At 57.8% G+C, this 19,059-nt stretch carries 20 protein-coding genes; 7 read left to right on the top strand and 13 right to left on the bottom strand.

Annotated features, from left to right (window positions below):
* Positions 1–362: 362 nt before the first annotated feature.
* From L991_RS03475 to L991_RS03460, 4 genes are read right to left on the bottom strand one after another with little or no spacing between them, the layout of a single operon-like run.
* A complete protein-coding gene (locus tag L991_RS03475) occupies positions 363–1,295 on the bottom strand; it encodes a uracil-DNA glycosylase family protein (RefSeq protein ID WP_047392257.1) in 933 nt (310 codons plus the stop codon).
* A complete protein-coding gene (rimI, locus tag L991_RS03470; protein WP_052190555.1) occupies positions 1,292–1,801 on the bottom strand; it encodes a ribosomal protein S18-alanine N-acetyltransferase in 510 nt (169 codons plus the stop codon). The genes L991_RS03475 and rimI overlap by 4 nt, the downstream gene beginning before the upstream one ends.
* Positions 1,798–2,484, bottom strand: a complete 687-nt coding sequence (gene tsaB / locus L991_RS03465; protein ID WP_047392254.1) for a tRNA (adenosine(37)-N6)-threonylcarbamoyltransferase complex dimerization subunit type 1 TsaB — start codon at positions 2,482–2,484, stop codon at positions 1,798–1,800. Before tsaB ends, rimI begins: the two co-directional genes overlap by 4 nt.
* Before the next feature lie 24 nt (positions 2,485–2,508).
* A complete protein-coding gene (locus L991_RS03460; protein WP_197053792.1) occupies positions 2,509–3,282 on the bottom strand; it encodes an ABC transporter substrate-binding protein in 774 nt (257 codons plus the stop codon).
* Positions 3,283–3,441: 159 nt separating this feature from the next.
* On the opposite strand from L991_RS03460, the gene L991_RS03455 reads away from it, so the two are divergent.
* The 4 genes from L991_RS03455 (at position 3,442) to L991_RS03440 (ending at position 8,616) form a co-directional block, all read left to right on the top strand.
* Entirely contained in the window at positions 3,442–5,223 is a 1,782-nt protein-coding gene (locus L991_RS03455) for an extracellular solute-binding protein (RefSeq protein ID WP_047392249.1), read from the top strand.
* A 39-nt stretch (positions 5,224–5,262) separates the two neighbouring features.
* Positions 5,263–5,850, top strand: a complete 588-nt coding sequence (locus tag L991_RS03450) for a HEPN domain-containing protein (protein ID WP_047392246.1) — start codon at positions 5,263–5,265, stop codon at positions 5,848–5,850.
* 637 nt (positions 5,851–6,487) lie between these two features.
* Entirely contained in the window at positions 6,488–7,558 is a 1,071-nt protein-coding gene (locus tag L991_RS03445) for an ABC transporter permease subunit (RefSeq protein ID WP_047392244.1), read from the top strand.
* Entirely contained in the window at positions 7,558–8,616 is a 1,059-nt protein-coding gene (locus L991_RS03440) for an ABC transporter permease (RefSeq protein WP_081986483.1), read from the top strand. Before L991_RS03445 ends, L991_RS03440 begins: the two co-directional genes overlap by 1 nt.
* Here L991_RS03440 and L991_RS03435 read toward each other — a convergent pair whose 3' ends face one another.
* The 3 genes from L991_RS03435 to L991_RS03425 all read right to left on the bottom strand — a co-directional run bounded on the left by L991_RS03435 (position 8,617) and on the right by L991_RS03425 (position 12,642).
* Positions 8,617–9,036, bottom strand: coding sequence for a type IV pilin protein (locus tag L991_RS03435; protein WP_047392242.1), 420 nt, complete (start codon positions 9,034–9,036; stop codon positions 8,617–8,619).
* Between the two features lie 250 nt (positions 9,037–9,286).
* Positions 9,287–10,312, bottom strand: a complete 1,026-nt coding sequence (gene mutY / locus L991_RS03430; protein WP_047392240.1) for an A/G-specific adenine glycosylase — start codon at positions 10,310–10,312, stop codon at positions 9,287–9,289.
* Between the two features lie 2 nt (positions 10,313–10,314).
* On the bottom strand, positions 10,315–12,642 hold the full coding sequence (locus tag L991_RS03425) for an AsmA family protein (protein WP_047392238.1): 2,328 nt from the start codon (positions 12,640–12,642) through the stop codon (positions 10,315–10,317).
* 182 nt (positions 12,643–12,824) lie between these two features.
* On the opposite strand from L991_RS03425, the gene L991_RS03420 reads away from it, so the two are divergent.
* Both L991_RS03420 and L991_RS03415 read left to right on the top strand, forming a co-directional pair.
* Positions 12,825–13,244, top strand: coding sequence for a thioesterase family protein (locus tag L991_RS03420; protein ID WP_047392236.1), 420 nt, complete (start codon positions 12,825–12,827; stop codon positions 13,242–13,244).
* Complete coding sequence (locus L991_RS03415) at positions 13,241–13,711, top strand: LEA type 2 family protein (protein WP_028450965.1); 471 nt, start codon at positions 13,241–13,243, stop codon at positions 13,709–13,711. Before L991_RS03420 ends, L991_RS03415 begins: the two co-directional genes overlap by 4 nt.
* A gap of 63 nt (positions 13,712–13,774) precedes the next feature.
* On the opposite strand, the gene L991_RS03410 is transcribed toward L991_RS03415, so the two are convergent.
* Genes L991_RS03410 through L991_RS03395 form a run of 4 tightly spaced genes read right to left on the bottom strand, consistent with a single transcriptional unit; the run spans position 13,775 to position 16,446 of the window.
* Positions 13,775–14,746 (bottom strand): GlxA family transcriptional regulator, encoded by a 972-nt coding sequence (locus L991_RS03410; RefSeq protein ID WP_047392232.1) that lies wholly within the window; start codon positions 14,744–14,746, stop codon positions 13,775–13,777.
* 3 nt (positions 14,747–14,749) lie between these two features.
* A complete protein-coding gene (locus L991_RS03405) occupies positions 14,750–15,691 on the bottom strand; it encodes an EamA family transporter (RefSeq protein ID WP_052190554.1) in 942 nt (313 codons plus the stop codon).
* Positions 15,678–15,878: a DUF1272 domain-containing protein gene (locus L991_RS03400; protein WP_047392230.1), complete on the bottom strand. Its 201-nt coding sequence runs from the start codon at positions 15,876–15,878 to the stop codon at positions 15,678–15,680. Before L991_RS03400 ends, L991_RS03405 begins: the two co-directional genes overlap by 14 nt.
* Positions 15,871–16,446 carry an isochorismatase family protein gene (locus tag L991_RS03395; RefSeq protein ID WP_047392227.1) on the bottom strand — a complete coding sequence of 192 codons (576 nt, stop codon included), beginning with the start codon at positions 16,444–16,446 and terminating at the stop codon, positions 15,871–15,873. Before L991_RS03395 ends, L991_RS03400 begins: the two co-directional genes overlap by 8 nt.
* 283 nt (positions 16,447–16,729) lie before the next feature.
* On the opposite strand from L991_RS03395, the gene L991_RS03390 reads away from it, so the two are divergent.
* Complete coding sequence (locus L991_RS03390; RefSeq protein WP_028450962.1) at positions 16,730–17,347, top strand: nucleoside/nucleotide kinase family protein; 618 nt, start codon at positions 16,730–16,732, stop codon at positions 17,345–17,347.
* A 78-nt stretch (positions 17,348–17,425) separates the two neighbouring features.
* On the opposite strand, the gene L991_RS03385 is transcribed toward L991_RS03390, so the two are convergent.
* Together L991_RS03385 and L991_RS03380 are read right to left on the bottom strand one after the other, a co-directional pair.
* Entirely contained in the window at positions 17,426–18,229 is an 804-nt protein-coding gene (locus L991_RS03385; RefSeq protein WP_081986481.1) for a class I SAM-dependent methyltransferase, read from the bottom strand.
* Positions 18,226–19,038, bottom strand: a complete 813-nt coding sequence (locus L991_RS03380) for a zinc-dependent peptidase (RefSeq protein WP_081986479.1) — start codon at positions 19,036–19,038, stop codon at positions 18,226–18,228. Before L991_RS03380 ends, L991_RS03385 begins: the two co-directional genes overlap by 4 nt.
* Positions 19,039–19,059: the final 21 nt, after the last annotated feature.

Raw genomic sequence — 19,059 nt, 5'->3', positions numbered from 1 at the left:
GAAAGTAGGTCATTGCCAGACTCCCCTAAAGAAGCCCAGCTCGGAAGAGCTGGGCTTTTTGCTTTGCGCGGCGGAAATGGCGGGGTGCTGAACACCAGCAAGCGAAGCCCTCAGTCCCACATAAAACCCACGACAGACAGCAGCACCGCGAACCGGCCGCGCCCAAGCCCGCGGCGCAAACATAACCCAAAAACAAAGCCCAGCTACGCTGGGCTTTTTGTTCGTTAAAGCATTGCGAGAAGAAATCTCGCAAATATTTTTTAAGGGGTATATTTCCTAGACTATTAATTCGCTTGGATTTTGGGGGTATACCCGGTAGGGTATGCCTTTTCCATAACTGCGGTATAGCTAAGGCTACTTGGTTATTTTTCAAGCGTCGTTTTCAGTAGAAGCAAATCACGCCACGCTTTGGCTTTGTCGGGCATATTGCGTAGCAAATAGGCGGGGTGGTAGCTGACCACAACAGGCAACTGGCGATATTGATGCACTTTGCCGCGCAAAGCTGAAATAGGCGCATCATCTTGCAGTAGGTTGGAGATGGCAAATCGGCCGCTGGCAAACAGCACTTTGGGGGCAATCAGCTCGAGTTGGCGATGTAAAAATGGCGCGCATTGTGCCACTTCATCGGCTTGCGGGTTGCGGTTCCCTGGCGGGCGGCATTTGAGGACATTGGCGATAAATACGCCATCGCCACGGCGCTGACCGATGCTGGCCAGCATATTGTCGAGCAATTGCCCAGCCTTGCCTACGAATGGCTCGCCTTGCGCATCCTCTTCTGCGCCCGGCGCTTCCCCGACGACCACGAGTTTCGCCTGTGGGTTGCCCACACCAAACACTGTGTTCGTGCGGGTTTGGCATAGTTTGCAAGCGGTGCAATCGCGAATGGCCTGTTGTAGCTCTGCCCAATTCATTTGGGCAATCGCGCTGGCGCGCTCGTCGAGCTGTGTTTCGAGTTGTGGCGGAACTGGGTTGCTAGTTTGGGTGTGCCCCGGTTTACGGGCTTGCAGCACCTGATGAATAGCCGCAGCGCCTTGGGAAGGGGCTTTGGTGATCGTGCTGGGCGCATGCTCGAGTTGCGCTTCAATCTTGTGATGGGCCGCTTGCGCGAGGGGTGTAAATGCAGGCTCGCTGGCGGATACGGCAGGCGTGGTTTGATGCGGTGCTGCGCGCTCTGCTGGCGCAGCTTCAGCGGCTGTCGCGCTGTTCGCTGCTTCTTGCCAGGCGGCAAGCTGCTCGCGCCGTACCCACAGTGGCGCTAGCCCCAGCTCGTTGAGTACGGTTGCGCGCCGATTCATGCCAGCTCCTGAGCTTCTTGCGGCAGTGTGCTGGGGATGGCTAAGGCTTTGCTGCACAGAATCGCGTCTTCGCGCAGTGATGACTGGCTGTCACTCGAGCTTGGTAGACAGGGGTAGTAATTTTTGCGCCGGCCGCTTTCTTGCCAGCCTAGGCTTTGGTAAAAGCCGCGCGCGCTTTGATTGCTATCGCGCACTTCGAGAAACAGCTGTCGTACACCTTCATTGGCTAATTCGCGTTCAACCGCCAGAAGCAGTTGCCGGCCAAGACCTTGCCCTTGGCGCTCGGGGTGAATGGCGATCAGCAAAATTTCGGCTTCATCCAGCGTCGCCATCGCGACAGCAAAACCCAGTAATTGCTCGCCTTGCCAGAGCCCAAAGCAGTCATGGTGGCTGAGCGAATCAAGCCACTGTTTGCCTGTCCACGGATGGGGATTGGTTTCACCATCTAAATCGGCCAATGGGGCGACATGGGCAGCGCTGAGGCGGGCAATGCGGTAGGTAGTCATTTGGCAACTCGTTCGCTGGTTTTTAGCGCGACTTTGTCACGCAAGTACACCAGATTGGCCTCATGCGCGGGTTGAACGTCGCCACTGGCAAAGCGCGGCAGCGCCAGTTGCAGTAGCTGCTCAGCATTGGCTTGTTCGCTGGCGGCGATTTGGCTTACCTGCGCGCCTAAGCGCTCTTGCAGAGCTTGCGCATATGCCGCAAAACCAGTGCCAATCCCAAGCCACCCCTCACCAGGCGGTAGCGGTACTGCATCTGGATCGCACACCTGTTCTTCCAGGACCATTTGCCATGGCTGATCTAGCGCCGCTCGCGTATAGGCGGCGGTATACACCTGATTCATGCGCGCATCGATACACACATAGGCTTGCAAGGCACCACTGCGCTCGGCCAAAGCCAAGAGCGTAGAAACACCTACCACTGGTAGATTGCGGGCAAACGCCAGCCCTTGGGCAATGCCACAGCCGATACGTAGGCCGGTAAACGAGCCGGGGCCTTGCGGGTAAGCAATGCCGGTAATCGCGGCCATCTCAAGGCCTAGCTCGGTGAGCAAGGTGCGTAAGGCGGGCAGGGTGAGCTCAGCATGTTTCTGGCCCACCTGCCACACGCGGGCGTGAATTTGCCCAGCATGGGCGATCGCCAGAGAAAGTTGTTCGCTAGAGGTATCCAAGGCTAGATAAGCCATGCCTGCACCGTCAGAAGTAAAAGATTATTTTACCACGCTTGGCGTAGCATTCTGCCCCGGATTGGCGAGGTATTGCTGCCGGATCCGCTCGATCTCGCCGCGCTCTTGCAGACGCTGATAGGCGGCGCGAAACTGGCTCACTAAATTCGGGTTCGCCATCGGGTTGAAGGCAAAATAGCAGCCATATCCTTTGGCCAGCGTAAAGGCCGGCACAATCTGGCTGGCGTCCAGCCCCAGCTCACGGGCGCTGAAGATATGCGGAATCAGCAGCCCAACCGATAAATCAAAGCGCTGGGCAAACAGCATTTTAACTGTGCGATTTTCTTCGGCCGAAGTGGTATCTACCCGTTTCATATTAAAGCCGGCATTTTGCAGGGTTTGAATCCCCGCTGCGCCGCGCGGAGCGCCCAATACATAGCGTTCGGCATCTTTGAGATTTTGAATCACGATGTCGGTGCGCGGTTTGAGCCGCATCATCACCAGATCGCAATCATCATACGGCCCCACCCACACGTATTGCTTATCACGTGCGGGGGTGCGCACCATGGTGTAGATGATGCTATCGGGCTCTTGCTGATTGGCTTGCACTGCGCGCAGCCACGGTAGGCTGAAGCGCTCAATGCGAATGCCGCTCTCTTGGGCGACCCGTTCCAGAATCTGATTCGCGAGGCCCAGATGCTGGCCATTGCGGGTGTAATTAAACGGCGCGAATTCCTCGGTATAGGCCTTCAGGGTGCTGGCCTGCGCCGCAGCCACGCCAAGCCACAGCAGCGCGACTAGCCACATTCTCGGCAACATAGGCAGTAGCAAAAGGGGGGAGGGGCGCAGATTGAGCATGCCTTCAATCTAGCGGCGAAATGCCGGCCTGACATCTGTTTTCCGCTGATTGTCTTGCATTTGTGACGCCAAACGGTTGGCGCAAGGAGGGCGGCGGGGCTTTGGATTAAGATAGGCAGTATGAAAAAAATCCTGCTCAGTTGCCTGCTGCTATACCTGCCTAGTGTATGGGCCGGGCATGCTTATACTTTGGGTGATGCAGCCAAATACCCCGCTGATTATCGCCACTTTGCCTATGCCGACCCGGCAGCCAAGCCCGGTGGCCAGCTCTTGCTACCCAATCCCGACCGGCGCAATAGCTTTGATAGCTTTAATCCGCTGATCTTGAAGGGCACACCCGCCGCAGGGCTGGGCGCGCTGATGTTTGAATCGCTGGGCGTTATGAGCTTGGATGAAACCGCCACCATGTATGGCCTGTTGGCCGACGATATCCGCGTGGCGCCCGATGGCAAGGCCGTTACTTTTAGGCTGAATGCGCAGGCCCGCTTTAATAATGGCGATCCGGTGACCGCGCAGGATGTCCTGCACAGCTACACCCAGCTGCGCAGCCGCTATGCCGCTCCGCAATTTGCCGCTCAGCTCGCGGATGTGCTGGCGTGCGATGTGCTCGATGCGCGCACCGTGCGCTACCGCTTTAGCACGGCCAATCGGGAGCTACCGCAAATTGTCGGCAGCCTGCCGGTGTTTTCGCATAAATGGGGCGCCGGCAAACGGCTAGACCAGATCGCACTCGAGCCGCCGATCACCAGCGGCCCGTATCAAATTGCCGCCTTCAAGCTCGGCCGCAGTATCAGCTATCAGCGTCGTAGCGATTATTGGGGCTGGCAGCAGCCGGCGCGACGCGGCCAATATAATTTCGAGCGCGTCACCTACCGCTACTATCAGGACGAAACCGCGCGGCTGGAAGCCTTCAAGGCCGGCGAGTTTGACTTCATCACCGAATACAGCGCGCGCAATTGGGCGCGGCAATATCAGGGGCCAAAGTTTCGCAGCGGCGAGATCCTCAAACGCGAACTGCGCCACCACAACAGCAGCGGCATGCAAGGCTATGTACTGAATATCCGCAAGCCGCTATTTGCCGACCTCCGCGTACGGCAAGCCTTGGGGCTGGCGCTGGATTTTGAATGGCTCAATCGCCAGCTGTTTTACAGCCAATACGTGCGCCTCAATAGCTTTTACGCCAATAGCGAGCTGGCGGCCAGCGGCAAGCCGAGTGCGGCAGAGCTGGCTTTATTAAAACCGCTGGCGAAAGATTTGCCGCCGGCGGTGTTTGGTGAGCTACCCGCGCCCCCCAACACTAATCCACCTAACTCGCTGCGCGACAATCTACGCCAAGCGCGTGAATTATTGAAACAAGCGGGTTGGACTTACCGCGACGGCGCACTGCGCAACGCCAAGGGCGAGCCGTTTACATTCGAGATTCTGGACGACGGCGGCGCGATGGCGCGCGTCTTTCCGCCACTGGCGCGCAATCTGGCCAAGCTCGGCATCACTGCCAAGCTGCGCAATATCGATTTCGCCTTATATCAGCGCCGGCTGGATAGCTTTGATTTTGACGTGACGGTACTGCGCTTTCCCGATGTGCAAAGCCCGGGGCAAGAGCTGCTCGATTATTACGGCAGCAAAGCGGCTGATGTGAAGGGCAGTAGCAATGTCATCGGCATTAAAAACCCGGCCATTGATGCGCTAATCGGCCACGTGCTGGCCGCCCCGAATCGCGCCGCCCAAATCACCGCCGTCCACGCCCTCGATCGTGCCTTGTTGGCGGGGCATTACATCATTCCGCACTGGTACAGTGCCACGCACCGCGTGGCATGGCGGGATCGGTTTGCCATGCCAAAAACCATGCCGCGGTATTATCAGGCGGGGGATTGGATGTTGGCGACGTGGTGGGTGAAGTGATGTATTTGAGAGTGGGGACAGGTTTTGAATAATGCAAAGATGGATGCGATTTTATTTTTTGAATTGGCGTTGAACTATTGGCAGTTGTATTTGAACTCCACCGAGGAACTTGTTAATAGAGGGAATAAAAGTTCAATACAGTGGCAAGGTTGGGACGGTGTTGATAGTGAAGTTATGGATGAAGCATTTAAGTGGTCTGACTCTAGAATTGCAGAGCCATTGCTCTTTTTGTTTTATCATGGGGTCGAACTTAGTTTGAAGTCGTTGGTAATTTTAAATTCTGGGGAATTGGCGAAGGGGACGCATAGTCTAAGTGGGTTGTTGTCGGACGTTGGTGATAAAATAAGCAGTTGTGATTTTATGATTTTTTATGAAAAGTATATTTGTCTTAAAAATTGCCCCGAGATTTTTAGGGAGTTTTGTTGTTCTTCTGGGTGTAATGTGGATGACTATTATCAGAGCTTGAAATATCCAGTCCATAGTAAAGGGTTTAAATTCAATCATGCTCTTCTTAGGTGTAATGAGTCAGATGGCCTAGACTTTTTTAAGCAATCGATTGATGACTTGATGGCCGCGAGAATTGCAATAAAGAGATTTATTGCTGAAAGCTGTGGGTCTGATCGTTGAGTCAGCTAAATAACAGTCGTTAGCTTTAAAAAACATCGTGAAGACAAGGCGGGATTGGCGGCTATGCGCCGCGGCACTTACTTCTCTTGCTTCGCCAAGAGAAGTAAGCAAGAGAAGGCGACCCGGGCGAAAAGTGCTCCGCGCTGCCCTTGCCGCGTCGAGAGCCAAACAAAAGGCCGTTTGTCTCTCTCCTTGCTGCGGTTTTCGCTACACGGGAATTCAAGCCCTAGTTTCACGAGCGTGGCATATACATGCCGTGGTATAGCTCTGAGAATGATTTAACACATGGCTTTGGTGGATATACCCTGTTGTGCTTAGTACGCATCGCCCGTGGAGGCGAGCCGTTTGAAAATGACTCGGCGAGGTTTTAAGCCGCGTCGTGTTTGAGCGTCGCGACGTTAGCGCGACGCGAGTTGTAGCGGTGCCTCGCCGTGGCATTTTCAAACGGGGTTTCGAGTCGATCGGGCGCGTTAGGGTTATCAGGGGCAAGGCAAGACTGCCCCTGATTCGTCTGGCGGGCGAAACCGCCGGTTTACCGCCTGCGGTAGCAGGCCTAGCTTTGAGTAAAAAAAGCGGTAACGCCTGATTGGTCGGACTTGTTTTGGATATTGCCGACTTACAAAGTGGATTAGAAAATATGTTGCAATACATCCTCAAACGCCTGCTGCTAATGCTTCCCACGCTCTTTGGCGTGCTGCTCGTCAGCTTTGTCGTGATCCAGTTTGTCCCCGGTGGGCCAGTCGAGCAGCTGATGTATCAACTTAAAGGCCGCGGGGCGGCTGAATCTGCAGGCAATACCTCCGCAGGTACTGCGGCCGGGGCGTATCAGGCCGCGCGGGGGCTGACGGAGGAGCAGCTTACGCAAATTAAAACGCAATACGGTTTTGATCAGCCGGCTCACGAACGTTTCTGGTTGATGCTGAAAAGCTATGCGACCTTTGATTTGGGCGAGAGCTGGTTTCGCCATGCCAGCGTGGCCGAGCTGATCCGCGAAAAGCTGCCGGTTTCGATGAGCCTAGGCATCTCTAGCTTGCTGCTGACCTATTTGATTGCGGTGCCGCTGGGCGTGGCCAAGGCGGTGCGGCAGGGCTCGCGCTTTGATGCAGCGACGACGCTGGTGTTGCTAGTGGGCTATGCGATTCCGTCGTTTGTGCTGGGGGTGGTGTTGTTGGTGCTGTTTGGCGGCGGCTCGTTTTGGCAGCTATTTCCGCTGCGCGGGCTGATGAGTGATGACTGGGCCACCCTCTCGGTGCTGAGCAAGGCGATGGATTTGCTCTGGCATTTGGCGTTGCCGGTGACGGCGATGGTGGTGGGCGGTTTTGCCAGCCTGACCATGCTGACCAAAAATGCCTTTCTGGAGGAAATCCATAAACAGTATGTGAGCACGGCGCGGGCCAAGGGGGCGTCGGAGCGGCGGATTTTCTGGCGGCATATTTTGCGTAATGCGGCGCTGCCGCTGCTGGTGGGCTTGCCGGAGGCGATTATCGCGGCGTTTTTCACCGGCAGCCTGCTGATTGAAACGCTGTTTTCGCTCGATGGGCTGGGGCTGCTCGCGTATGAATCGGTGCTGCGGCGCGATTATCCGGTGGTGTTGGGCACTTTGTATTTCTTTACCTTGCTGGCGCTGATCGGGCGTTTGCTCTCGGATATCTTGTATGTATTGGTCGACCCGCGGGTGCAATTTGCGGCGGTAGGAGAGCGGGCATAATGAACAATCACACCCTCAGTACCGCCATGGCGGAGCAAGGTTATTGGACCCGTGCATGGGCGCGCTTTAAGGCCCAGCGGCGCGCTTATGTGTGCCTGTGGCTGTTTGCGGCGCTGTTGCTACTGAGCCTGGGCGCGGAGCTGCTGTCCAACGATAAGCCTTATCTGGTGCGCTATCAGGGGCAATGGTATGCGCCGCTGCTGCAGGATTATCCGGAAACCACCTTTGGCGGTGATTTCCCCACCCCCACCGATTATCTTGATCCGTTTATCCAGCAACAGCTGCAGCAAAGCGGCAACTGGACGCTGTTTCCGCCCAATCGCTATGGCGCCGATACGCTGAATTACTTTGCCAGCGCGCCCAATCCGGCGCCGCCCTCTAGCGAAAACTGGCTGGGCACCGATGACAAGGGCCGCGATTTGCTGGCGCGGCTGATTTATGGCTTTCGCACCAGCGCGCTGTTTGCCTTGGCGCTGACCTTAACGGGCTCGCTGCTCGGGGTATTCATCGGCGGACTGCAGGGCTATTTTGGCGGGCGGATTGATCTATTTGGCCAGCGGGTGAGTGAGATTTGGGCCTCTTTGCCAGAGCTGTATTTGCTGATTATTTTCAGCGCGATATTTGAGCCTAGCCTGACTTTGCTGCTGATTTTAATGACGCTGTTTGGCTGGCTGGGGCTGGCCGATTACACCCGGGCCGAGTTTTTACGCACTCGCAGCCAGGATTATGTGCTGGCTGCGCGTGCCATGGGGCTGAGCCACTGGCAGATTATCCGCCGCCATGTGCTGCCCAATAGCCTGACCCCGGTACTGGCGTTTTTGCCGTTTCGCATGGGCGCGGCGATTTTGGCGCTGACTAGTCTGGATTTTCTGGGGCTGGGCGTTGGCCAGCAAACGGCGTCATTAGGCGAATTGCTGGCGCAGGGTAAAGCCAATCTGGATGCGTGGTGGATTTCGCTGAGCACCTTTGCGGTGCTGCTGACGCTGATGCTGTTGCTGGTGATGATTGGGGAAGGGCTGCGCGCGGCGCTGGATCCGCGGGCGAAATTGTTATTTTAGTTATTTGCGCCAGCAGCGTGTTGGGCTGCGGATTTCTTGCCCATTGTTGAGCATGATTTCCAGCGTGGTACAGCCGCTGTCACGGCTCTGTGGGCCTTGGGCAATGGCTTGCACCACATAGCCGTTGCTGCCTACCCCCGACAAGATTTGCAGCCGGTAGTAGCCGTTCTCGCTCAGATAAGTGGTTTGCCCAGCGGCGGTGAGCCCCAGTTGAGGCAGCGTGGCGTAGCTTAAGTTATTGGCGCGATATTTTTCCTGCAGCTGCTGGATTTTACTGAGCTGGCTAAAGGCTTCTGTCCGTCGCGCCTGCTGCACATAACGGCCATAGGCTGGCAACGCCAAGGCTGCCAAAATACCGAGAATCGCGACTACGATCATTAGCTCGATCAGAGTCCAACCTTGTTTGTGCTGTAACTGCATCTGCCACTCCCAATCAATGCGCGGCAGCTTACGGGGCAGGTGTAGACTTGAAAATCGCGGATTATCCCGATGTACCTGTCATATATTTTTTATATACCCGTATTGGGTATATAACTTCAGGCCATTTGGGTATTTGATAATGGGGGTATACCCCTTTGGGCCTGGTCTGAGGTGGTAGTCATTCACTCATCCTCGGCAAGTAGTTTGGCGATTACGGCTAATGAGTGCCGTTGTAGTCAGCCCAACTCACCTAGCTGAGCAGTAGTTTGCGCACCGGGGTGGGAATGCCGGCGGCCAAAGCCTCTTGCTGACTAAACCACTGGGTTTGATCCGAGCGTACAGCTTGGGCTCCAGTAACATAGGCCGGTTGCGGCGTGATGGTCAGTTTGTAGTGCGTGAACACATGCACAAAATCGGGCAGGGCGGGTTCCAGCTCGATATCGAGGCCCAATTGCTGTGCTGCCAGCTCACTGGCCGTAAGGGTGCTATCTACCTCGGGCAAGCTCCACAGCCCGCCCCAAATGCCGGTGGGCGGGCGTTTTTGCAGCAAAATCTGCCCTTGTGTGTTGCGGATAATTAGCATGACGGTTGATTTTTCCGGCACGGCTTTTTTCGGCTTGGGCGTTGGGAGCTCGGCTTGGCGATTGGATAATCGCGCTTGGCAATCGGCACTCATCGGGCAGGTCAGGCACGTGGGCTTTTTCGGCGTACAGACGGTGGCGCCCAAATCCATCAGCCCTTGCGTATAGGCCTCGATGCCTGCGGCTGGTAGCAAGGCATTGGCCAAATCCCACAGCCGGTTTTCCACCGCTTTCACGCCCGGATAGCCCTCAATGCCGGCCCAGCGCGTGAGCACGCGTTTGACATTGCCATCCAAAATCGCCGCGCGCGTACCGTATGAAAAGGCCGTAATCGCTGCGGCGGTGCTGCGGCCAATGCCGGGTAGCTCGGCCACCAGCGCCGGGTCGCTGGGAAATTGCCCGCCGTATTGCGCCACCACGGCTTGCGCGCATTTGTGCAGATTGCGCGCGCGGGTGTAGTAGCCCAGCCCGCTCCACAGCGCGAGCACATCATCGAGCGGCGCCGCGGCGAGATCAAAAATCGTTGGGAATTTAGCCAGAAAGCGCGGGTAATAATCGAGTACCGTCGTCACCTGCGTTTGCTGCAGCATGATTTCCGACAGCCAGACGTGATAGCCATCTGCCACTTGCCACGGCAGGCCATGCCGGCCGTGTTCTCGCTGCCAGGCGATCAGGCGGGTTGCAAAATCAGACATGCTTAGCGGGGCTTACTGGGTTTGGGAGTGGGTTTGGCGGCGGCCTTGGCTTTTTGCTGCGCCGCTTTACGTTCGGCGGCGGCTTTGCGCTCGGCCGCTTTGCGTTCCGCTTCCGCCTTGGCTTTGGCCGCGGCCGCTTTGCGTTCGGCCTCGCGCACGCGGGCCGCAGCTTCGGCTTGCTGTTTGGCCACCAGCTGCTCTTTTAAGCTGCTGTAGTCGGCTTTATACACCGGCGCATTGAGCGGGCCGGTAAAGCTGATCGGCAACACAAGGCCAGCCAAGCCGCTGAGTGCGCTCACTTGCGAGTTGGCACTGGCTTGCATGCGGTAATCAATTTCACCTCGGCCCAGATCAATCTGGCCGGCGCCGGCTAGCCGCAAGATCCCCGCGCTGACATTCAGGTCGTTATTACTGGCCACGCCATGCTTGAGATTAAAAGTGGCGTTGAGTGCCGAGAATTGCGTGCGGGCATCTTTTTGCGCGCTAGGGGTGATTTGCCCATTCATCAGCTTGATCTGCTGGCTGGCGCTATTGAGCAAGGCGGGAATATCAATCCCGCGAATCGCACCCTGTTTCAGGCTTACTCGCACGGTGCCGCCGGCGGTGTGGCGCAGATCGGAAAGCTTATTGCCCACGGCGGCGATGTCGATGGTGAGATTACTGCGACCTTCAAAGCGGCTGCTATCGATCACATCAGTGAGCAGGGTGTTGATATTCATATTGCTGAGCACTTGCTCGAGGCGGAAATACACCGGTTTTTTGCTGGCATCGATTTCAGCGCGGCCATTGAGGCGGCCTTCGTAAATGGTGGCCGAGAGCGGATCGAGCACCAGGCGCTGGTTACGGGCGATCAGCTTCATCGATAGATCATCGACGTGCATATTTTGTAATACCAGCTCGCCAATGCGGATGGCGCCGATGGCGTTCAGCTCTTTGAGCCACCATAAATCCAGCTGCGCCGCATGATCAACGGTTTTGGCGCCGGCGGTTACGGCTGGCAGATACGGGGTGAGGTCGAGCTTGGCTACATCCAGATTTAGCCGGTATTGCGGCGCGAGGAAGTTCTCCATATTGATCTGGGTGGTGACGTTTTCGCCATCCAGCTTGCCGGTACTTTCCAGATTAAGGATTTCATTGCGCAAATCCAGATCACCACGGCCATCCAGCTCAAAGCGGATGGCCCCGCGCGGCAGGCTGCGGTTGGTGTAATTGCCGTTGAGTTTGTAATCGGCCAGCCGAATGAGCGAGCCGCGATAAAGCTCCAGCGGGCTGTTGTATTGCAGATTTAGCTGCTGCTGCGGGCTTTTATAGCGCACATTGATCTGGGCATTATTGGTGCGCAGGAAAGAGCGATGCGCGCCACCCAGCGTGGGGATGCTGGTATTCACAGCCAGCTCGGTCTGCTGGTCTTTCATCGCCAGCTGCATTTTCAGCCGGTGCAGATTCAGGGCGCTATCGGTGAGCTTGATTTCCGGCACATCGACCTGGCCGCTCCAATGCTGGCCAGCCCGCACGGCGCTGATGGCCACCGACATATCCCCGCCGGTGAGCTTAAGCGGCGCCCAGCCATAATTCAGGTTGCCGCGTGCTTGCAGTTGCGCTTGTTTTAGCTGCCAATCGGGCGCGCTTTCGCCGGATTGCACAATATCGAATTGAATATCAGCAACCCGCAACGTGCGCTCTTTTTCCAGATAGCGCATGGCGGCTTCGCCGGTGATATTGCCCAGCCACAGTGGCTGCTTCGGATCATCGCCAATCGCAATATGCCCGCCGATGCTCAGTTGCCCTTTTTTCGGATCGGTGAGCTCGCTCATGCGCAAATCCAGCGCCGAGATGGTCACGGCTTCGCCGATGAATTCGTCTTTCCAGCTCAGGCGCGCCTGATTGAAGGTCAGATTATCCAGCGCGACTTTGATTTTGTCGTTGCGCGGCCTCAGAAGGTCTTCGAAGTTATAAGCGCCGTTTTCGTTGCGCACGATATTGAGTTCGGGCTCATCGATTTCGATAGCGTGAACCACGGTTTCCTGCTGGCTCAAAAGCGGCCATAGGCGCAGCACGACTTTAATGCGATCGGCGTGGGCAAAAATCGTGCTGTCATTGGGCTCGGAGAGGGTGGCATTGCTCACTAGCAGCGCGGGGCGGGGCAGCAACACCAGTTGCGCGCGGCCGCTGATATTGAGCTTGCGGCCGGTATCACTTTCGACCTGCGTGATGATCTGCTGGCGTAAGGCGTCGGACGACAGAAAGTAGGGCAGCACCCCCAGCAATAGGCTCAGGGTGAACAGCAGTAATATTAATATCCGTACCGGACGGGAATGACGCCAATCCATAACCACTTTCTAAACGCGCGAATCGGTCGATTATCCATAAGAAAGCGCTGAAACAAAAGCAGGATGTGAAAAACCCCATTGCCACGCCGCACCTGCCCGCACAGCCGGCGTGGCGCAGGCATGGCGCAGCGGATTAAAGCGCATTATGATCGGGGCACCAATCGCAACCCACATGAGTTTTTATGGCAACGCCTACTCTGATTAAAGTCCGTGGTTATCATCTGGATTTATACGGCCATGTGAATAACGCCCGCTATCTGGAATTTCTGGAAGAGGCCCGCTGGGCGCTACTGGAAGAGTACGGTGGCGTGCAATGGTATGCCGAGCGCGAATTAGCGCTGGTGGTGAGCCGCATTGATATTCGCTACAAACGCCCGGCCACTATGGGCGATGAGCTCTTAATCCACACTCGGCTGGCCACGCTGGGCGAAAAAGACGGCGTTATCGAGCAGCGCATTGTGCGCCAAGACAATGGCAAGCTGGTGGCCGAAGCCGAGGTCACTTTTGCCGTGCTGCATCCGCGCGAGCAAGGCGCGCAAAGCTTGGTCGGTGAGCTGGGCGAGCGTTTGCGCCGCCTGCAGTATGCCGTGGAGGGCGCATGATGTGGGCGCGTTTAGTGCAAAAGCTGCTGCTGTGCTGCTGCGCGGTTGTGCTGCTGAGCTCATGCAGCGTGATTCCGAATGGTTTTGAAAAGCCACAGGTGAGCCTGGCCGGCATTTCGGTGGGCAAACTTGGTCTCGTTGAGCAGCAGTTTGTGCTGCATCTGCGGGTGCAAAACCCGAATAATTATGAGATTCCGCTCGATGGCCTGCAGGTGAAAGTCGCGCTCAATGGCCAGCACTTTGCCCAAGGCGTCACGAACGAAAAGCTCGATCTGCCGCGGCTGGGGGAAAAAGTGGTGAAGCTGAATGTCACCACCAATCTCTCGGGCGTGTTTAAGCAAATTCAGGCTTTGCAGCTGGGTAGCGCCAAGCTGAAGTACGAGCTAACCGGCAAAGTGTACGCGCCGCTATTGCCGGGTGGCTTGTCGTTTGAGCGTACTGGTGAGCTCAATATCCTCGGTAACTAATGGCGTGGATAGATACCTGATTAGGTATACGGTTATAGGCATTACCGGGTATGGATCTTAGCGCTATACCTGGCTATCCAGCTCGCCAGCTTGGTCGCGACTTGCGCTGGGTAAGCGGCCAAATTGCTGCTGCCACACCCGGCGAAAATCGCGCGCTGAGCTAAAGCCGCTTTCTAGCGCTACGGTTTCAATGCTCAAGGCCGGATTGCCCAATAATTGCTGCGCTAGCGCCAAGCGCAGACTTTGCTGATAGGCATGCGGGCTGATGCCGGTGGCCTGGGCAAATTGCCGGCTAAGGGTGCGCGGCGTGGTGTGCAATGTATTGGCCAGGGTTTCTAAAGTCCAGCGCTGGCGCGGCTCGGCGCTGAGTAAATCTTGCGCTTTGTGTACCAGCGGCTGCAAATGATTGCGGTGTGCGAGCCAAGGCGAGAGCTGCGGATCATTGCCGCTGCGGCGCAACCAGATCACCATTTCCCGCGCCACGCTTTGCGTCAGCGCCGGGCCAAACTCGCGCGCCAGAATATGCAGCGCCAGATCGATGCCGGCGGTAATCCCGGCGCTGGTGGCGATGGGGCCGTCTTCGACAAACAGCCGGTTTTCTTCTACCAAAGCTTGTGGCGCGGTTTGGCGCAAACGTTCGATCAGTGCATGGTGGGTGGTGCAGCGCCGCCCCGCCAGCAAGCCGGTCTGCGCGGCCAGCATGGTGCCCGAGCAAATCCCAGCCAGCTGGTGCTGCTGGGGATCAAATTCGCGCTGCAGCCAGCTCACAATGGCTTGTGCGGCTGGCAGGCGCAGATTCTCGCGCGAATTTTGCACCCCGATCAGCACCACCAAGGCGCCCGCGGGCAGCGGGCTGGGTAGCGGGTCGAGCCGGTGTTGCATCAGGCCAATCGATGAGCGCAGCTCGGGCTCGGCCGCCACCAGCTGCAAATTGAGTGCCGCACCATGTTCGCGGGCGATTTGCAGCACTTCAGCGGGGCCGGCCAGATCCAGCAACATAAAATGCGGGCTGAGGACAAAATACACATCGCGCATGTTTTAACCCTGCCGCGGGGCCCAGCCCAGCTTGCTGGCCAGCCCGCGCCCCAATGTAGGCAAGCCTGCTAAGCGCCCGCCAAATACATTCAGCAGCAAACCCAGCATCAAAATTGCCGCCCCCAGCCATTGCTGCGGTAGCAGTGCTTCATCCAGCAATAAGGCCGCGCTGGCGAGGCCAAACCACGGCACCAGCAAACTAAACGGCGCTACCTGATTGGCCGAATAGTCCTGCAGCAGCCGGTTCCAGATTGAAGTCGCCAAGATCGTGGCTACCCAGGCCAGATACAGCACGGCCAAAATCGAGCGCAGCGAAATATCGCGAATGGCGGTGGCGATGGCGGTGGGGCCATCCAGCCACAGACTCAGCAGTGAGAAGATAATAATCGGGGGTATTGCCGCCCAGATTAGAAAATGACTGGCCTGGAAGGCTATACCCTGACGACTAAGCTGGCGGATCAAGATATTGCCCAGCGCCCAGGCGGCCGCGCCACACAAAGTGAGGCTAAAGCCAAGCAGGCTCATCGCGCCCAAGCCCACGCCATGCGAGAGGCCAATCAGCGTTAGCCCGCCGGCCGCCACCAGCAGCCCCGCCAGCTGAAACCAGCGCCAGCGCTCGCCCAGCCACAGCGCGGCAAAGAGCAGGGTGAAAAAGGCCTGCGACTGCAGCACCACCGAAGCCAGCCCCGCCGGCATGCCCACCTGCATGGCGGTAAACAGAAAACCGAATTGCCCCACGCCCCACACCACGCCATAAGCTAGCCAGTAGCGCGCGGCGAGGGCCGGGCGCGGGATAAACAACACCGCTGGTACCGCTACCAATAAAAAGCGCAGCGCGCCCAGCAGCATCGGCGGCAAACCGTGCAGCCCCCAGCGGATCACCACAAAATTAAAGCCCCAGCTACTGACCACCACTAGCGCCAACAGGTAATCACGCCAGCGCATAATTGGGCTCGCTAGCTAGGCGGCGCGGGCGGCGCACCAGTTCGCCTCGGCAGTTGGGGCATTGCTGCGCCAGCTCTTGCTGGGCACAGGCCGGGCAAAACGTGCATTCATAGCTGCAAATCCAGGCTTCGCCACTGGGATGAAGCGCTAGCGCGCAGCGCTCGCAATGGGGGCGCATTTCAAGCATGGCAAGTCTCCAGCGCGTTAGGGTTGGCTTGCAGTGTGGCGCACAGCGCTGCAGTCGTCCAGAGCCGGGCAAAGCGCTGCGCCAAGACCAGCTCGGTACGGGCCTGAATTTCGCTGGCGCTATAGTAGCGGCCATCGGGCCCTTGCATGGCGAAGGTGAGCGTGGCATCAGTAACAAATTCGATCGCAAAGCCCAGATCTGCGCCCACCCGCGCGGTGGTTTCGCAGCATTGCTCGGTGCGCATGCCGCTGATAATCAGCCGCTTGATGTGTCGCGCTGCTAGCCACGCGAGCAGGCCCGAGTCGGTGAGTGCATTGTGTACGCCTTTTTCAAAGGTGGCGGCGGGCTGATGGCGCAAAAACTGCATCGGCCACACCCAGCCGCTGGCTTTGGCAAACACGCCCTCAGGGCTGACATGCAGGATATTCACCACCGGAATCGCCGCCGCCGCGCAAGCATCAATCAGCGCAAGCTGATTGGCCTGATAGGCGGGTAAATCGACGGTGCTCCAGAAGGGGCGGTGTTCAAACGATTGCTGGACATCGATGACCAATAAGGCGGCGGACATTTTGTGACTCCTGGGCTGATGGGGTGAAGCCAGTATGCGCGAGGTGATTGGCGGAGATAAGGGCAAAAGCGGTGAAATGAGCGGACAAAAATAGACAATCATGCGGCGGTAGGTCGGGATTTATGGGAGCGAGCGGCATACTAGCTAAGTTGCTTGGGTATATGGTTCTGGCTATTAAATTAAATAGTCTTTGCGGCTATACCCTGGGGGTGTATGCAAGACCTTGTTGTGCGCTGCACGAAGGACTTTTAGCCTGAGCCTATTGTTCAGCAAGGAGTGCAGCATGGATTTCATGGCCTTGGTGCATCAGGCGCAAGCGCTGGCCCAGAGCGGGCAGCGGCGGATTTTGGGGCTGGTGGGCGCGCCCGGTGCGGGCAAATCCACCATCGCCGAGCGGCTACTGGCGGCGCTGGGCGAGCAAGCGGTGTTGGTGCCGATGGATGGTTTTCATCTGGCCAATGTCGAGTTGGCGCGGCTGGGGCGCAGTGCGCGCAAAGGTGCGCCCGATACCTTCGATGTGGCGGGCTATGTGGCGCTGCTGCAGCGCCTACGCCGGCAAGGTGCGGATGAGATCATCTACGCACCCACCTTTCGCCGCGAAATCGAAGAGCCGATTGCGGGCGCGATTCCGATCCTGGCGCGCACCCCGCTGGTGATTACCGAGGGTAATTATCTGCTCTTGCCCGAGCTGGGCTGGCAGCAGGTGCGGCCGCTGCTGGATTTAAGCTGCTATCTGGCAGTGCCCGATCTGGTGCGGCGCGAGCGCCTGTGTTGGCGCCATCAGCAATTTGGGCGCAGCCCGGCTGAGGCCGAAGCCTGGGTGCTGAGCACCGATGAACCCAATGCCGAGCGTATCGCAGCGCACCGGCACCTGGCGGATCTGGAGCTGAGTCTGGATTAGTGGCTTAGGCTTAAGCGCACAGGCATCGGGCACTCATCACCGGCAATGCCGTCATCGCCGCCTTGCGCTGGCCAGTATTTAGCCGGCCGCGGCCTCGGCCGGGCGAGTGGGTAAATAGCCGTCAAAGCGGGTGCTATCGCCATCCAGACAAAAATCCGGTTTCACCCCGGCCAGTACGGGCGCCAGGCGCGGGCGCTTCACGGTGACCCGTTTGCGGGCAATTTGCCGCGCCGGGGCCAGCAATGCATCGGCATCCGGGTCGCCACCAATCAGGGTTTGAAACGCGGCCATGTCTTTTTTGGATTTGGCGCGTTTGCCCGGTTCGGGAAACATCGGGTCGAGGTAAACCACATCAAAGGTTTGCGCCGCCAATGGCCCGCTGCCCGCGGCCAGCTCGGTGAGCCAGCTGCGCGCATCACCAAAATGCAGTTGCATGCGCTGGGCAATTTCGGCTACCTGGGTATCGGCCGCTGCGCGGCGTAGACCATCTTTTAGCAGCAGATACGCCACAGGGGTACGTTCGATGAGTGTGAGCTGGCAGCCTAAACTCGCCAACACAAAGGCATCCCGCCCCAAGCCGGCGGTGGCATCGAGCACGCGCGGTAGATAATCGCCTTTGATGCCTACGGCCTTGGCCACCGGTTGGCCGCGGCCGCCGCCAAATTGCCGCCGGTGCGCCGCCGCCCCGCCCACCAGGTCGACCCAGACCGGGGCTTTTTCATGCACGGCTTGCAGGCGCAGGCTGTCTTCCTGCCAGCACAATACATGGCTGGCCTCAGGGGGGATGTCAGTCCACAGCGGCAGGCCCAGGGCTTGGGCTTTGGCAATGAGTTCGGCCGGGGCGTGTGCGGTGAGCAGGCCGCTTAAGGTGAGGTCGGTCATACGGCGGCAAAGGCTTCCAGATCAGAGACGGGGCGATAGCGTACACGACTCAGGCGGGCGATGGGGTCTTGCCGATAAAAGAGCTGCAATTGCCGGTAAACCTGCGGGTAGTTGGCGTTTAAAATCTGCGGCGATTCAAAAAACATCTCGCTCAGGACGGCAAAGCATTCGGCCGGATCGGTAGCGGCGTACAGATCGATTTCGCTGGGGTGGCCGGCATTGGCCCGCCATTGCAAATCCTGATAAGCCGCTTGAAACGCCGCTTTCCAGTCATCGCGATTCATACCGTAATGCAGCGGTGGCTCGCCATTGGGGTAGCCATTGCGCATATCCAGTTTGTGCGCCAACTCGTGTATCACCACATTAAAGCCATCCAGCCACGGGCTTTCCATCACATCGTGCCAAGACAGCAGCACCGGCCCATCGCTGCGGGCTTGGCCAGCCAAAATCTGCTCGCCCTCGTGCACGAGGCCGGAGAGATCACGCTCGCGGGTCTGGCTAATAAATTGGCTGGGGTAAATGATCACTTCATGCCAGTCGTCATAAGCATCAAAGCCCAGATTCAAGATCGGCAAACAGGCTTGCATGGCCAGAATGACCCGCATCGGGTCGGAAAGCTCGATGCCGGCCACCGGGGTAATGGTTTTGGTGCGCAAAAACCAGGCCGCCAGCTCGCGCAGGCGTTTCATCTCGCCTTCATCCAGCCCGCGTAAAATCGGCATGGTAGAGAGCGGTTGCCATAGCGCATCCTCGATCGGGTGGCGTTTAAGCCACCATTGGCGGTAGTGGTGGCGGAGCAGTTGCAACATGGCAGGTCTCGGTCGTCTTTT

The sequence above is a fragment of the Chitinibacter sp. ZOR0017 genome (assembly GCF_000799095.1).
GTDB lineage: Bacteria > Pseudomonadota > Gammaproteobacteria > Burkholderiales > Chitinibacteraceae > Chitinibacter > Chitinibacter tainanensis.
Note: the sequence above shows the minus strand (reverse complement) of the source record. Positions and strands in the feature narration are given on the sequence as shown.